The 15018-nt window shown below is 72.4% G+C and carries 15 protein-coding genes; 5 read left to right on the forward strand and 10 right to left on the reverse strand.

Annotated elements, in window-relative coordinates; translation table 11 throughout:
* Window positions 1-5 precede the first annotated feature (5 nt).
* The gene (locus NE235_RS21740; RefSeq protein ID WP_252805861.1) at window positions 6-1004 is read left to right on the forward strand and encodes a TAXI family TRAP transporter solute-binding subunit; all 999 of its coding nucleotides are present in this window, start codon (window positions 6-8) and stop codon (window positions 1002-1004) included.
* A gap of 67 nt (window positions 1005-1071) precedes the next feature.
* Here NE235_RS21740 and NE235_RS21745 read toward each other — a convergent pair whose 3' ends face one another.
* The 5 genes from NE235_RS21745 to NE235_RS21765 form a co-directional block, all read right to left on the reverse strand.
* A complete protein-coding gene (locus tag NE235_RS21745) occupies window positions 1072-2445 on the reverse strand; it encodes a sensor histidine kinase (protein WP_252805863.1) in 1374 nt (457 codons plus the stop codon).
* Between the two features lie 7 nt (window positions 2446-2452).
* Window positions 2453-3175, reverse strand: coding sequence for a response regulator transcription factor (locus NE235_RS21750; RefSeq protein ID WP_308206128.1), 723 nt, complete (start codon window positions 3173-3175; stop codon window positions 2453-2455).
* A 126-nt stretch (window positions 3176-3301) separates the two neighbouring features.
* Window positions 3302-4936 carry an APC family permease gene (locus NE235_RS21755; RefSeq protein WP_252805868.1) on the reverse strand — a complete coding sequence of 545 codons (1635 nt, stop codon included), beginning with the start codon at window positions 4934-4936 and terminating at the stop codon, window positions 3302-3304.
* Window positions 4937-5091: 155 nt separating this feature from the next.
* Window positions 5092-6282 (reverse strand): cellulose-binding domain-containing protein, encoded by a 1191-nt coding sequence (locus NE235_RS37570; protein ID WP_289849005.1) that lies wholly within the window; start codon window positions 6280-6282, stop codon window positions 5092-5094.
* A 118-nt stretch (window positions 6283-6400) separates the two neighbouring features.
* The gene (locus tag NE235_RS21765) at window positions 6401-6841 is read right to left on the reverse strand and encodes a type II toxin-antitoxin system PemK/MazF family toxin (RefSeq protein ID WP_252805869.1); all 441 of its coding nucleotides are present in this window, start codon (window positions 6839-6841) and stop codon (window positions 6401-6403) included.
* Window positions 6842-6966: 125 nt separating this feature from the next.
* Here NE235_RS21765 and NE235_RS21770 point away from each other — a divergent pair, with 125 nt between their 5' ends.
* Window positions 6967-8343 carry a tryptophanase gene (locus NE235_RS21770; protein ID WP_252805871.1) on the forward strand — a complete coding sequence of 459 codons (1377 nt, stop codon included), beginning with the start codon at window positions 6967-6969 and terminating at the stop codon, window positions 8341-8343.
* Between the two features lie 21 nt (window positions 8344-8364).
* Here the strand turns inward: NE235_RS21770 and NE235_RS21775 are convergent, their stop codons facing one another.
* A complete protein-coding gene (locus NE235_RS21775) occupies window positions 8365-8976 on the reverse strand; it encodes a TetR/AcrR family transcriptional regulator C-terminal domain-containing protein (protein ID WP_252805873.1) in 612 nt (203 codons plus the stop codon).
* A 197-nt stretch (window positions 8977-9173) separates the two neighbouring features.
* Window positions 9174-9887: a TetR/AcrR family transcriptional regulator gene (locus NE235_RS21780; protein WP_252805875.1), complete on the reverse strand. Its 714-nt coding sequence runs from the start codon at window positions 9885-9887 to the stop codon at window positions 9174-9176.
* A gap of 97 nt (window positions 9888-9984) precedes the next feature.
* On the opposite strand from NE235_RS21780, the gene NE235_RS21785 reads away from it, so the two are divergent.
* Entirely contained in the window at window positions 9985-10977 is a 993-nt protein-coding gene (locus tag NE235_RS21785) for a zinc-dependent alcohol dehydrogenase family protein (protein ID WP_252805877.1), read from the forward strand.
* Between the two features lie 5 nt (window positions 10978-10982).
* Here NE235_RS21785 and NE235_RS21790 read toward each other — a convergent pair whose 3' ends face one another.
* Complete coding sequence (locus NE235_RS21790; RefSeq protein WP_252805879.1) at window positions 10983-12125, reverse strand: saccharopine dehydrogenase family protein; 1143 nt, start codon at window positions 12123-12125, stop codon at window positions 10983-10985.
* A 51-nt stretch (window positions 12126-12176) separates the two neighbouring features.
* Between NE235_RS21790 and NE235_RS21795 the strand changes: the two genes are divergently transcribed.
* A complete protein-coding gene (locus NE235_RS21795; RefSeq protein ID WP_252805881.1) occupies window positions 12177-12776 on the forward strand; it encodes a TetR/AcrR family transcriptional regulator in 600 nt (199 codons plus the stop codon).
* On the opposite strand, the gene NE235_RS21800 is transcribed toward NE235_RS21795, so the two are convergent.
* Together NE235_RS21800 and NE235_RS21805 are read right to left on the reverse strand one after the other, a co-directional pair.
* On the reverse strand, window positions 12770-13414 hold the full coding sequence (locus tag NE235_RS21800) for an NAD(P)-dependent oxidoreductase (RefSeq protein ID WP_252805883.1): 645 nt from the start codon (window positions 13412-13414) through the stop codon (window positions 12770-12772). The two genes, NE235_RS21795 and NE235_RS21800, sit on opposite strands and share 7 nt — an antisense overlap.
* Complete coding sequence (locus NE235_RS21805) at window positions 13411-14349, reverse strand: EamA family transporter (protein WP_252805885.1); 939 nt, start codon at window positions 14347-14349, stop codon at window positions 13411-13413. Before NE235_RS21805 ends, NE235_RS21800 begins: the two co-directional genes overlap by 4 nt.
* Before the next feature lie 107 nt (window positions 14350-14456).
* Between NE235_RS21805 and NE235_RS21810 the strand changes: the two genes are divergently transcribed.
* The gene (locus NE235_RS21810; RefSeq protein ID WP_252805887.1) at window positions 14457-14957 is read left to right on the forward strand and encodes a MarR family winged helix-turn-helix transcriptional regulator; all 501 of its coding nucleotides are present in this window, start codon (window positions 14457-14459) and stop codon (window positions 14955-14957) included.
* Window positions 14958-15018: the final 61 nt, after the last annotated feature.

The raw sequence follows: 15018 nt of genomic DNA on the forward strand, positions 1-15018 counted from the left end.
GCCTCATGCCCTACCGTGTGCGACCGCCCGGCTACCCCGGCCGGCCGGGCATGCCGGACCGGAGGACCGTCCTGCTGGCGGGCCTGGGAACGGCCGCCGCCGCGCTCGGCGGCTGCACCCTGACCGGCGCGGGAGACCGTTACCGGAAGGGACCCCTGCCGATCGGCACCGGGGTCACGAACGGGGTCTACTACCGCTACGGCCGGCGGCTCGCCCGCCTTCTCGACGACCGCCTCCCGGGCGTGCGCGCCTCGGCGAACGTCACCACCGGGTCCCTGGACAACCTCCAGTGGCTGCGGTGGGGCGGCGACCGGCTCGCGTTCCTGGCCGCCGACGTCGCCGGCACCGCGGCGGCCGAGCCGGACGCGCCGGACGCGCCGATCCGGGCGCTGGCCCGCCTGTACGACGACTACCTCCACCTCGTGGTCCTGCAGTCGTCGGACTACCGCACGATCGACGACCTGCGCGGCCGGCACGTCTCGGTCGGCGCGAAGGGGTCGGGCGTGGAGGTCGTGGCCCAGCGGGCCCTGGCCGCCGCCGGCCTGACCGGGCACCTCACGCCGGTGCGGATGGGCCTGGACTACGCGCCCGCCGGCCTGCGGTCGGGGCTGATCGACGCGTTCTTCTGGTCCGGGGGCCTGCCGACCGCCGGGATCGCCGAGCTGGCCGCGCGCCTCCCGATCCGCCTCATCCCGCTCGGCGGGCTGGCCCCGGAGATCCGCCGGCGGTACGGGCCGTACTACCGCACGGGCACCATCCCGAGCGGCACGTACGTGAACGTCGACGAGACCCAGACCCTGGCCCTCGCCAACTTCCTGGCCGCCCCGGCCTCGTTCGACGACGCGCTCGCCTACCGCGTGACCGAGATCCTGATCCGGGACCGGGACGCCCTCGCCGCGGCCGTGCCCTCGGCGGAGCTGCTGGACGTGCGCAGCGCGATCCAGACCGACCCGGTGCCGCTGCACCCGGGGGCGCTGCGCTACTACCGGTCGATCAGGCGCTGACGCCGCACGCGCACCACCGGCCGACCGGACGCCGGCGACGCACGCGGTTCGCCGTACCACCGGCCGGTCAGACGCCGGCGGCGGGGACCGCCATCGTCACGCGCAGGCCCGCGCCGTCCGCGGCGGCGATCTCCAGGCGGCCGCCGCTCGCCTCCAGGAGGGTACGGGCGACCGACAGGCCGAGCCCGGAGCCGTCGACGTTCTGGTGGCCCGGACTGCGCCAGAACCGGTCGCCGATCCGGGCGAGCTCCTCCGGCGGCAGGCCGGAGCCCTCGTCGGTGACGCGGATCTCGACGTCGCCGCCGGTCTCGGCCACCTCGACGGTGACGGCCGATCCCTCCGGGGAGAACTTCAGCGCGTTGTCGATCACCGCGTCGAAGGCGCTGCCGAGGCCGGTGGGGTCCGCGGAGCCGAGCACCGGCCCCGTCCACCTGCGGCGCACCTCGATGGCCCGCCGGTCGGCGACCACCTGCCAGGCGGTGACGCGCTCGTCGACGAGGACGGCCAGGTCGATGGTCTCCACGGTGGCGCCGTTCTCTTCGGCGAGGGCGAGTTCGAGGAGGTCGTCCAGGACCCGTGTGAGACGCTCCGCCTCGTGCCGCAGGTCCTGGATCTCCTCCTCCGACCCGGGCGGCAGGGACAGCGCCAGGCCCTCCAGCCGCAGCATGACGGCCGACAGCGGATTGCGCAGCTGGTGCGATGCGTCGGCCACGAAGGCGCGCTGGCGTTCCATCGTGGCCTCCACCTTCTGCACCATCTCGTTGAACGACGCCGTGAGGCGGCGCAGCTCCGGAGGGCCGGTGGCGGCCGGGACGCGCACGTCGAGCCGCCCCGTCGCGATCGTGTGGGTCACCGCGTCGAGCGCGCGGACGGGCCGCAGGATCCAGGTGGCCACCAGGTGCGCGAGCGCGAGGAAGAGCAGCACCGCGACGGCCTCCGCGGCGGCGAGCAGGGCCCAGTCCCGGGTGACGGCGGACCGCATCCGGCCCGTCGGTGAGACCGTGACGACCGCGCCGACGACGTCACCGTTCCGCGTCACCGGCGCGGCCACGACGAGGGGGCCGTCGTCCCACGGCCAGATGGTGCCGGTGTCGGCGCTGTGCCGGCCGGCGAACGCCTGGCGCAGCCCGGCCCGGACGTCGTCCGCGTCGCCGCCCGGGAAACCGGGCGTGGCGAACAGGGTCGAGCGCTGGCGGTCGACGACCGCCGCGGAGGTCCCGTAGACGTCGTGATAGCGGTCGAGCTCCCCGCCGATCTCCGATGGTGACGAGCCCAGGGGCTCGCCCGCCACGATGGACGCGAACCGCGTCGTGTCGTCCAGGCGGTCCTGGAACAGCGCGTCCTGGTGCTGCCGGACGATGCTCGTGGCCAGCGGGACGCCGAGCGCGAGCAGGCTGCAGATGACCAGGGTGTTGAGGACGAGGATCAGGCGTGCGCGCACGGTCGGATCACGGATGGGGAGGCGCGGTTCGCGGGCGCGGGGACGGGCCGCCGTCCGCGGTGACGCAGTAGCCCACGCCGCGTACGGTCTGGATGGCGCCGGGCACCTTCAGCTTGGCGCGCAGCGAGGCGATGTGGACCTCCAGCGTCCGCTGGTTGCCCTGCCAGTTCGTGTGCCACACCTCGCTGATCAGCTGGTCGCGCGGGCAGACGACGCCGGGACGGCGGGCGAGGACCGCCAGCAGGTCGAACTCCTTGCGGGTCAGGCTCACCGGCACCCCGTCGACGCTGACCACCCGGCGCAGCCGGTCCAGGTCGATCCGCCCGGCGATCAGCTCGGCCGCGGCGGGTTCGGCGGGGCGGGCGCCGTCGTGGCGCGCCGAGCGGCGGCTCACGACGTGGATGCGCGCGATCAGCTCGCCGACGTCGTACGGCTTCACGACGTAGTCGTCGGCGCCGAGGTGAAGGCCGTGGATCCGCGAGCGCACGTCCGACCGCGCGGTCACCATGATGATCGGGACGTCGCGGACCGCGCGGATGCGGCCGCACAACTCGAACCCGTCGCTGTCGGGCAGGCCGAGATCCAGCAGGATGACGTCCGGCTCGTTCGCGAGGCGTTCGAGCGCCTCGGCCGCGGTGCACGCCGGGTCGACCTCGAAGCCGTGCCTGCGGAGGACCGAGCACAGCGCCGCGGCGACGCGCACGTCATCCTCGACGACGAGTAGCCGCACCACCGCTCCTTCCCTCGGACGACATAAGTGATCTTATGCCGCCATCGCACACCGTACCGGGCCGATCACACGAATGGGGCCGGGCCCTCCCCGGCGCCGGAGGGGGAGGGCCCGGAGCTTTCGGGGTCAGCCCACCGCCGGGGCCAGGTCGGCCTCGCCGACCGCGGACTCCCCCGCGACCTCGCGGGACGGCCCGGCCCAGCCGCTGCGGACACCCCAGGCGTAGAAGGCCAGCGACGTCACGGCGACGACCGCCATGTCCACGCCGTACGGGAGGACGTCGTGGCCGCCGAACTTGGCGCTGCCGAGCGCGGACAGCAGCGCCATCCACGCGAGGTAGGCGACCAGCCAGATCCCGGCCCGCAGGTGCGGGGCCCATCCGGCGAACCGCTGCCGCCAGCCGTAGTAGGCGTAGAGCGGCAGGCCGAGCGCCATGATGCCGATCACCTCGCCGGTCAGCGGCCACTTCGACCAGAACAGCAGCAGGGAGGCGAACATGAACCCGGCCGGGGCGACGATCCACAGCGCGGGGGCGCGGGCGGGCCGCGGCAGGTCCGGGCAGGTGCGCCGCAGGACCACCGCCGACACCGGTCCGGTCACGTACGAGATCACCGTGGCGACCGAGATGACCTCGGCGAGCGAACCCCAGCCCCGGAAGGTGAAGAGGAAGACGAAGGAGACCGCGAGGTTGAACCACATCGCCGGCTGCGGGATGCCGTACTTCGGGTGGACGTGACCCAGGATCCTCGGGAAGTAGCCGTTCTCCTTCATGCCCTGGATCATTCGCGCCGTGGACGCGGTGTAGGTCATGCCCGTGCCGGACGGGGAGACGAACGCGTCGGCGTACAGCGTGACGGCCAGCCAGTTGAGGTTCCACGCGATCGCGAGGTCGGCGAACGGCGAGTTGAAGTCGATGCCGGACCAGCCGTGCCCGAGGAGGTGGCCGGGCACGGCGCCGATGAACGCCGTCTGCAGCCCGACGTACACGAGCGCCGCGATGACCAGCGCGCCGATCAGCGCGATCGGCACCGAGCGGCCGGGGTTGCGCGCCTCGCCGGCCAGGTTGATCGGGCTCTGGAAGCCGTTGTAGGCGAAGACCACGCCGGAGGTCGCGATGGCGCTGAGCACCGCGGCCCAGCCGTACGGGGCGAAGCCGCCGTGGTGGGCGAAGTTCCCGCCGTGGAAGCCGGAGGCGATCAGGCCGATGACCGTCAGCGCCGGAACGCTGAACTTCACGATCATGATGAAGTTGTTCGCCAGCGCGTACAGCCGGACGGTCCAGTAGTTCAGCAGGAAGTACACGACGACGAGGACCGCGGCGAGGGCCAGGCCCATCGGATGAAGCTCTTTGCCGTCGTACAGGCCCTTGGCCCAGTGCCACTTCCACGAGCTCATGTACTGGATGGACGCCTCGGCTTCGATGGGGATCACCGACACGATGGCGATCCAGTTCGACCAGCCGCCCATGTACCCGACGAGCGAGCCGTGGGAGTACTGCGCGTAGCGGACCATGCCGCCGGACTTGGGGAAGGTGGATCCCAGCTCCATGTACGACAGGCCGATCAAGATCATGATGCCCGCGCCGATGATCCACGCGAAGAGGGCCGCCGGGCCGGCGACCTTCGCGGCCTTCCACGAGCCGAACAACCAGCCGGAGCCGATGATCGAGCTGAGCCCGACCATGAGAAGCGAGAAGGTCCCGAGTCGCCGCCGGTAGTCACCGGTCGACGCGGATCCGGACACGGATGACGCGGTCGCCATTGATCACTCCATCTCATCGCGCGCTTGAAGCGGAGGGTGTCTCGCGCGATGCGGACGAGAATCCCCCCGCGCGGCGGCGCGACGTGAGATGTTTGAGCGAGATCTGAGCTTCCGGGGCTCCGTGCCCGGCGATCCGTACCGTTCGACCCGGCCGGTCAGCAGCCGATGCGCGACGACCCGACGGCGACGTCGTCGAACCAGAGGGTGTCCCGCGCGCCGCCGTAGCTCTCCCAGCCGAGGCGCAGGTCGACGGGGCGCGGTCGCCAGTTCGCCCGGCTCAGCCACTGGCGGTCCACGTCCGGAGTCGGCGTGCCGTCCAGGTGCAGGCCGGCCACCTCGGTCCCGTTCAGCCAGGTGCTCATGGTGCCGTTCGTCCCGTTGACGGCGAACTCCACGCACGACCACGTGTTCACGGGCAGCGGCACGCTCAGCGCGACGCCCGCCGGGCTCTGCTCGGGCAGGGTCGCGTCGTCGGACTCGCGGTTCCACTGCAGCGCCTGGTTCTGGCCGCCGAGCCGCAGGTGGCGGTTGCCGTCGGCCGCGTCGGTCAGCGTCGTGAAGGCCACGTGACCGGCGGGCAGCGCCTGGGTGTGCCGGACGTAGTAGCGCACGTAGAGGACGGAGCCGGCCGCCGCCACACCGGTCGTGTTGACCGCGAACGCGTGGTCGCAGTAGGTCGCGCCGCCGTCCACGCGGAGCGAGGTCGTACCCCCGTGCGCCTGGGTGTGGTCGATCGCGACCGCGCCCGAGCCCTGGCAGTCGGGGTACGACGGCTGCCAGGCGCCCGACGGCGCCGATCCGGTCTGACCCTCGAACCCGTCACAGAAGGCCGCCTGCTCACAAGACGTCGGGGGCGTGGGCGTCGGGGTCGGGGTGGGAGTGGGAGTGGAGGTGCCGTCCCCCTGGCAGCTCGCGCCGTTCAGCGCGAAGTCGGCCGGCGCCGTGTTCTGGCCGCTGAAGGTGCCCTGGAACCCGAAGCTCGCCGAGGCCCCGGTCGCCAGCGCGCCGTTGTATCCGCTGTCGCGGGCCGTGACGGCCTGCCCGGACTGGGCGACCTGGGCGTTCCACGCGGAGGTGACCTTCTGGTCCCCGGCGAACGTCCAGGTCAGCGTCCAGCTCGTGACCGGGGCCGCGTTGTTGGTGACGGTGACCTGGGCGGTGAAGCCGCCGGTCCACTGATTGAGGGTGTACGTGACGGCGCAGGGCGGCGCGGCCGACGCCGGCCCGGCGGAGGGCAGCACGAGCGAGACCAGGACGAGAATCGCTCCCACCACCGCCGAGGCGGCCCCGTAGGGCCAGGTGGCGGGCCGGCGGATCACGGGTCGGGTCTTCGCTGGGCCGGGCATGACTGCTCCTCACCGGGACGGCGCGTACGCGTCAGGACGCGTACGCACCAGGGTGAGTCGGCCTCATCCGCCCGGCAAGGATCTTCCACTTCCTTTCACGCGCGGGGCGTGGAACGGGTCAGCGCGTGGCCTTCCAGCCGTGCAGGCGCATGAGGGCGGCGGCGGCGCGGGCGAAGCGCTCGGGGTCGAGGATCGCGCCCTCCCGGCGGATGTCGTCCTCGTCGAGCGCGAACACGCGGTCCAGCCGCACGTACGACGCGCGGCCGTCCCGGTCCCAGGATCCCGAGCCGAGTTCGAGCCAGTCGGGGTCGTCGCCGTGGTCGCGGCTGGACAGCATCATCGCGAGCAGGCGGCGGCCGTGCCGGCCGACGACCAGCAGCGGCCGGTCCTTCCCGCGCGCCGGGTCCTCCTCGTAGGGCACCCACGCCCACACGATCTCGCCGGGATCCGCGAGGCCGTCGAGGTCCGGGGAGTACTCGAGCGTCGCCGCCCGCTCGGGGGTATAGATCTCGCGCACCGCGCCGCGCGCGGGCCGCGGGTCTTCGCCATGATCGAACATCGGGGCAGCCTATCCGCCCGGCCGACGGAACATGCGGTTCACCATCAATTCTTATTTCGGAATGCCCAAATCGGCATGGAACGCGCCATACTGCGGCTGTCACGAACGACGCAAGGAGTCCCCCGATGCCGCTCATGGAGCCCTACCGGATCAAGGTCGTCGAGCCGATCCCGGTGACCACCCGCGCCCAACGCGCGCAGGCCCTGACGCGCGCCGGGTACAACCTTTTCGGGCTGCGCGCCGACGAGGTCACCATCGATCTGCTGACCGACTCGGGCACCGGCGCCCTCTCCGCCGCCCAGCAGGCGGCCGCTGCGACCGGGGACGAGTCCTACGCCGGCGCCACTTCCTTCCATCGCTTCCGCGAGGTGGTCGAGGACCTGACCTCCTATGAGCACATTTACCCGGTGCATCAGGGACGCGCCGCCGAACGGGTTCTGTTCTCGACTCTGCTGAAACCGGGTCAGATAACGCTCAGTAACACGCATTTTGACACCACTAGGGCGAACTCCGAACTCATCGGGTGCGAAGCCCGGGACCTGCCCTGCCCGGAGGCGGCGGATCTCGACAGCCGCGAGCCGTTCAAGGGGAACATCGACCTGGCGGCCCTGGAGGCGACACTGACCGGCCCGGACGCCGGCAGGGTCGGCCTGGTCATCATGACGATCACGAACAACGGAGGCGGCGGCCAGCCGGTCTCGATGGCCAACCTGGAGGCGGCGTCCCGGCTGTGCCGGCAGCACGGCGTCCCCTTCTTCCTCGATGCCGGGCGCTTCGCCGAGAACGCCTGGCTGGTCACGCGACGTGACCCCGACTACGCGGACGCCGACCCGCGCGACGTGGCCAGGGCCGCGTTCCGCCTCGCCGACGGATGCCTGGCCAGCCTCAAGAAGGACGGGATCGCCAACATCGGCGGCCTGCTCGCGATGCGCGACGGCGACCTGGCCCGGCGGTGCGAGGTGATACTGACCGCGACCGAGGGCTTCCGGACGTACGGCGGCCTGGCGGGCCGGGACCTGGCGATGCTGGCCCAGGGGCTGCTCGAGGTGACGGATCCGCACTATCTCCGCTCACGCGAGGCCTCGGCGGCCCACCTGGCCGACCTCGTGAACGCGGCCGGTGTCGACACCGTGCAGCCGCCCGGCCTGCACGCCGTCTACCTCAACGCGGGACGCCTGCTGCCGCACATCCCTCCGGAGCGCTTCCCCGGTCACGCGCTGGCCTGCGCGCTGTACCTGGAGGGAGGCATCCGGACCGTCGAGCTGGGCACGCTGATGCTCGGCAAGGAGGGCGCCCAGGGCGAGCCGGTGACCGCCGCGCCGTTCGAGCTGGTCCGGCTGGCCCTCCCGCGCCGGGTGTACACCCAGAGTCATCTTGAGTACGTCGCGGAGGTCGTCGGCGTGGTGGCCAAGCAGGCCACGCTCGTGCCGGGTTACCGGATCGTCGAGTCGCCGCCGATCCTGCGGCACTTCAACGCGCGGCTGGCGCCGGTCACCGCGTAGGACCCGCTTCGAGGCCCCCGGTCATTCGGCCGGTTCCGACGCCGTTCCCGCGGCACCGGGGTCCGGGCGGTGGCCGAGCCGGAGCCCGCCGATCATCTGCTCGACGAACGCGTCGTCCTCGGGTCCGTCGCCGAGAAGCATCTTCATGAACGCGTGGTTGAAGCAGGCCCCGATCAGCAACCGGGCGGCCGCCACGCAGTCCACGTCGGCCGCGATCCGCCCGAGCCCGCGCTCCCCTTCCAGGTAGCCCGCGACCTCGGCGTACGCCGCCTGCGGCCCCAGATCATGGCTCTGGAACACCTGCCGGAGCCGCACGATCTGGTCGGAACTGGCGAGGATCGACACCTTCGCCGCCAGGATCTCCCGGTAGAAGGCGATCGTCGCCTGCGCGGCGGCGAAGAGGTTCCCGGCGACCTCGCCCCGGCCGACCCGCTCGCCCAGTTCCTTCATGACGCGTGCGAAGACGGGGAGACGGTCCTGCAGGAGGGCCAGGTAGAGCGTCACCGCGGACGGGTCGGACCCGGGCGGGGCGGGCCGCAGGATGTCGGCGGCCGCCCCGAGCACCTGATGTCGTACGGCGTCGCCGTGTCCGCTCGCCGACGGGGACCACGCCGATCGATCATCGGTTCCCATGACGCATAAGGATCTTGTGGGATCCCTGCCCCGTCAACGAAAACGCTCCAACGCCGCCGAAGTGAGAGCCTGATCGGCATGCCGTCCGAAGCAGGGCCGAGGAGCTCCTCACCTGGCTCGGGGCCTGAGCGCGGCTGAGTTCGCCGTCGTGGTCCCGGCGGTCGCTCAGATCCTGGAAGTCTCCCACCTTCGCCTGTTCACTTCGGTTGTTCGAGTCCCAATGATCTGATCAGGTCGATCATCTCAGCGCGGTACAGCTTGGCGGGCTCGTGTGTCTGCGGGCCAAGGTGCCCGTAGGTCTCCAGGGCGATCAGGCCATGCATGCGACCCCAGACACGGAGGGCTAGGGCGAGGGCCGCGGGTGGCAGGTCGGGGAAGGCGTCCCGGACCGTGGCCACCAAGGTGGGGGCGAAATCGGACCATTGGTGATCGCCGCCGGCCTGCAGGGACTGGGAATGCGGCCAGGTCGCCGCGACCAGCCCGGTCAGCCCCAGGCACGCCCGCTTGGCCGCTTCGGGAGCCGGCCCGCCCTCAGGCGCCTGGTATCCGGCGACCGGATCCCCGTAGATGAGCCGGAACCCTTGCGGGTTGGCCAGCGCCCACTCACGTATGGCCTGCCCCCAGGCGAGGATCCGGTTGGCCGCGTCGTCCGGCCGGCAGGCGTCCCGGGCGGCCTCCACCTGGTCCATCAGCGATGTGTAGACGTCGTTGATCAACGTCGTGATCAACGCGTCACGAGTCTCGAAGTAGCTGTAGATCGCGCTGCCGCTCATTCCCATCTCGCGGGCGATCGCCCGCAGGGAGATGGCGTCCGCGCCGCCGTCGGCCATGAGCTTGAGGGCGATCGCCTTGATCTCCGCGGTGGTCTGCGCCCTCAGTCGCGCCCGTCTTCCGGGTACCTGCTCGTCCACGCTTGACACCTTACACCGCTCCAGTACAGTACGGCGCTATGAAGGCTGAACAGTGCACGGAAATTGAACGCCGTACAAGAAATGGGATGGGGCGCTGATGAACGCCAAGGTGGTGCTGTTCGACGAGCTGGGCGGGCCTGAGGTGCTGCGCCTGGAACAGGTGCGACTCGATGAGCCCGGCGAGGGCGAGGTACAGGTCCGGATCGACGCGATAGGACTGAACCGGGCCGAGGCGCTGTTCCGCTCGGGCGGGTACTACTACCAGCCGACGCTGCCCGCCTCACGAATCGGCACGGAGGCCGCCGGCGTGGTGGAGGCCGTCGGGCCGGGTGTGGAGGGATTCTCTCCTGGGGACGCGGTCAGTGTTCTGGCCACCGGCATCGACATGTCGACCAACGGCGTCTACGGGGACCGGGTCAACGTTGCCGCCCGCAGCCTGCTGCGACGGCCGGACTCGGTGGACGCGGTCACCGGCGCCGCCGTGTGGCTGTCCTATCTCACCGCCTACGGTGCCCTGATCGAGGTCGGCCGGATGAGACCCGGCGATGAGGTGGTGATCACCGCCGCCTCCAGTAGCGTCGGTATGGCGGCCATCCAGCTCGCCAACCACATCGGCGCAGTCCCCATCGCCGTCACCCGCACCGCCGCCAAGGCCGACCGGCTGATGCGGGCCGGAGCCGCACATGTCCTGGCGATGGACGAGGACGACCTGGTGAAGCGCGTAGCGATGCTCACCTCGGGCCGAGGTGCCCGGCTGGTCTTCGACTCCGTCGGCGGCCCCGGCCTGGCCGGCGTCGCCCGCGCCGTCACCCGAGACGGCATGCTGATCGTTTACGGATGGCTCGATCCGCGCCCTGCCCCGCTACCGATGAACTGGCCGCTCAACATCTTCGGGTTCGGCCTCAATGTCGTCACCGACGACCCGGCTGCTCTGCGGCGCGGCGAGGCGTTCATCAACGCCGGCCTGCGCAGCGGCGTCCTGGCCCCGGTGATCGACGCCACCTTCGACCTGGCCGACATCGCCGACGCCCACCGCCACATGGAGGCGAACGGCCAACTCGGCAAGATCGTCGTCACCGTCCGCCACTGAGGAGATCAGTCAACGGGGTGGGCCGGGGCCGGCAGGTAGGTTCCGCCGCACGCCTCGGCCAGCGACGGGCCGAACAGGGCGGCCGGCGTGTACGCTCCGGGCCGGCCTTCGCCGGACAGCAGGCGGCGCGCCACCTCGGCCGGGACCGCGCCGGTGAATTCCTGCGCCTCCCCGACGCGCAGCCAGCCCTCCTGGACGGTGCCGTCGGCCCACTCAAGGCGCGCGCGTCCCCAGGAGTGCGGGCGTGGCCGCGGACGGGCCTTGACCTGCACCTGGGCCAGCCGGCGCCGGGCGAAGCTCCGCACCCGGGAGCTGGCCAGCAGCGCGGTGGCCGGCGGCAGGAGCACCCGCATCAGCGGTGAGGCGGGTGCCTCGCTGGACGCGGCGACGACGTCGGGCGCCCCGCTGGCCCGCTGGGCCGCGACCAGCTCGCCGAGCGGGAGGCTCGCGGTGGTGACCCGCTCGCCGTCGGGCAGCACGAGCCGGGCCGGTTCGCCGCCGATGGGTGCCGGTGCGAGCCGGCCGTCCCGGTAACGACGGCCCCCGTACCGGCGGCCGCCCTCGACCCCGGGGAGTCCCTCGACGAGGGAGGCGGCGAGCGCCTCGCCGAGCCGCCCGGCGGCCATCTCCATCGAGGGCACCATGTCGACCCGTACCCGCACCGGTGCCGGACGGCCCGCGCACAGGCCGACCACCACGCTCTCGGTGGCCGTGACGCCGAACCCGGCCCCGGTCACCAGGGACCGCCCCGCGTCCGAAGCCGCCTCGTGCAGGCCGAGCACGCCGGTCACCGCGGCCACGTCGTTGGCCAGGTCGACGTAGTCGCCGACGGCCAGGCAGGCCCGCGTGATCGGCGGCGCGGTCACGGTGAACGGCCCGACCGTGTTGACCACCACGGCCGGCCCCTGCCGCCGGATCTCGTCGGCCATCGCTTCGACCGAGGGGGCGACCACCGTGCGCGCGCCGTCGACCCGCGCCGCCGCGTCGTCCAGCCGCTCGGCGTGCCGGCCGACCAGCACCGGAGCCATTCCCCGGGGGACCAGCTGCGCCGCGATCGCCTGGCCGCTGCGGCCGCTGCCGCCCAGAATCCAGACCTCTCCGCCCATGTCCTCTTCCTCTCCGCCGTCACCACGGTGATGACATGTCATGTCATCAGACTAGCCGATGATGACACGCCATGTCATCACTAGACTGACCCCATGAGCAGATGGCGGCCGGACGCGCGCGAGCGCCTCCAGCGGGCGGCGCTGGAACTGTTCGTCGAGCAGGGGTTCGCCGCGACGACCGTGCCCGAGATCACCGCCCGGGCGGGCCTGACCACGAGGACCTTCTTCCGTCACTTCGCCGACAAGCGCGAGGTGCTGTTCGCCGAGGACGAGTTCCCCCAGCTGGCCGCCCGGCTGCTGGCCGACGCGCCGGGGTCGATGGACCCGATCACGGTGCTCGTGGAAGGCCTGCGCGCCGTGACCGAGACCCGGTTCGACGGGCGGCGAGCCGAGATCCGGCAGTTGCGCGCCATCGTCCGGTCCGACGACGGCCTGCGCGAGCGCGACCTGCGCAAGCGCGCCGCCATGCGGGAGGCGATCAAGGAGGGCTTCGAACGCCGCGGCCTGGCCCCGCTGACCGCGGCCGTGCTCGCCGACACCGGCGTCACCGTGCTCGCCGTGGCGCTCGACGAGTGGCTGGACCGAGACGACGAGTGCTCCCTGTTCGAGATCGCCCTGGAGGCCCTGGAGGCGCTGCGGGCGGCCCTGGCCGTAGGCCCGGTCACCACCACCGATCGCGCTCCGGCTCAGTAGCCGACGGTGAAACGTGTCCGGTGGTGGCGGGGGTGCTCGGCCTCGTCGAGGAGTGCCACGGCGAAGTCCTCCATGGAGATCCGGGACTCCCCTCCGGCGTCGACGAGCAGTTCGTCGGCACCGAGGCGGTACGCGCCGGTGCGCTCGCCCGGCTCCAGCAGCGCCGGCGGGCTCAGGTAGGCCCAGTCGACGCCGGTCGCGGCCCGGCAGGCCGCGAGCTGATCGGCGCACGCGAGCGCGATGGCCCGCAGCCCGGCGGGGAAGCCCGGTTCCTCAACCAGGGTCAGTCCCCCGGTGCCGGGCACGGTCAGGGTGGCGGCGCCGCCGACGACGAGCAGCCGGACGCCCGTTCCGGCGAGGCCGGCCAGCAGCGTCTTCGCGACCGTGACGAGCTCCGGCTCGCCGCCGGGCGCGGGACGGGTCGCGGTGATCACGACGTCCTGGCCGGCGGCGAGGCGGGCCACGTCCTCGGCGTTCCGGGCGTCGGCGGCACGAACGCGGGCGCCCGCGGGCGGCTCCGCGAACCGGGCCGGGTCGCGGACGACGGCGGTGACCTCGTGGCCCCGGGACAGCGCCTCGGCGACGACGCGGCGTCCGACGGCCCCCGCCGCTCCGAACACGGTGACGCGCATGGTCATGCACTCCTTCTCACGGTGGCGGCGGGTGCCGGTACGGCCCGGCGGCGCGGCCCGCCGGACCACTGGCCGGCGAGTGTGCCGCCGAGGGCCAGCGTCATGCCGAGCAGTTGCAGGGGCGTGAGGGCCTGGCCGAGCGCGGCCCAGCCGATGACCGCCGCGGACAGCGGGCTGAGCAGCGGGAGGAAGGCCGCCGAGGTCGCGGGAAGGCGGGACAGGCCGCGGAACCACACCCAGTACGCGGCGGCCGTGCCGACCGCCCCGAGGTAGAGGTAACCGCCGACGGCGGGCCCGTCGAGGGCCGGCGGCGGTCCCTCGACGAACGCGGTCAACGGCACCAGCAGCAGGCCGCCTGCGGTGAGCTGCCAGGCGGTGAGGCCGAGCGGGCCGACGCCCTCGGGGCGGCCCCAGCGCTTGGTGAGGACCGTGCCCGCGGCCATCGACGCGGCCCCGGCGAGCCCGGCGAGCAGGCCGAGGACGTCCATCCGCGCGTCGGCGCGCAGGACGACGAGGCCCACTCCGGCGAGTCCCGTCAGGGCGGCCAGCAGCTTGCGGACGGTGGGTCGCTCGGTCAGCAGCAGAGCGGCGAACGCGAGAACGAACAGCGGGCCCACCGCGCCCAGCACGGCCGCGATGCCCCCGGGCAGCCGGTAGGCGGCCAGGAACAGCAGGGGGAAGAACGCTCCGATGTTGAGCAGGCCGAGGACGGCGGCCCGCCACCACCAGGCACCGCGGGGCAGCACCCGGGTCGCGGCGAGGAGGACCAGACCGGCCGGCAACGCCCGCATCGCCGCGGTGAACAGCGGCCGGCCGGGCGGCAGGAACTCGGTGGTGACGGCGTAGGTCGACCCCCACGTGAGGGGGGTGAGCGCCGTGAGCGCCAGGTCGCGGACGCCCTGCGGGACGGAGACGCCGCGCCGGGCCGTGAGGACGGCCATATCGATCCCTCCTGATTGATAATCTCAACGTTGAGATAACAGCACGCATCGATGTTCAACGTCAAGTAGATCAACGTTGAGATTGTTTTTGTTGAGAGGAGTGACCGATGAGCGACGCGGTGGACGAGATCCTCGGCCAGTGGGCACGGGAACGGCCCGACATGGATGTCTGGCCGATGGGGATCATCGGCCGGATCAAGCGGCTGTCGCGGATCGTGGACCGGGAGCTGAAGGACTTCTTCGCCGGCCACGGGCTGGAGCAATGGGAGTTCGACGTGCTCGCCACCCTGCGCCGCTCCGGCCCGCCGTACACGCTGACGGCCGGGGCGCTCAACCGCGCCGCGATGGTGACCTCCGGGGCGATCACCAACCGGATCGACCGGCTCGCGGCGAAGGGCCTCGTGGAGCGGGTGCCCGACGAGCAGGACCGCAGGTCGGTACGGGTCCGGCTGACCGAGCGGGGCCGGGCGCTGGTCGACGAGATCGTCGGGCTCCACGTCGCGAACGAGGCCCGGCTGCTCTCCTCCCTGAGTCCCGAACGGAGGACGGAGCTGGCGGGCCTCCTGCGCGACCTGCTCGACTCCCTCGGCGACACCTCGATCCGGTGAGCCGCCCATGCGCGTCCACGCGTTCGGTGATCATGGAACCGACGTCGCCCGGCGCCGGATC

This window comes from Actinoallomurus spadix (genome assembly GCF_024055725.1).
Classification (GTDB): domain Bacteria; phylum Actinomycetota; class Actinomycetes; order Streptosporangiales; family Streptosporangiaceae; genus Actinoallomurus; species Actinoallomurus spadix.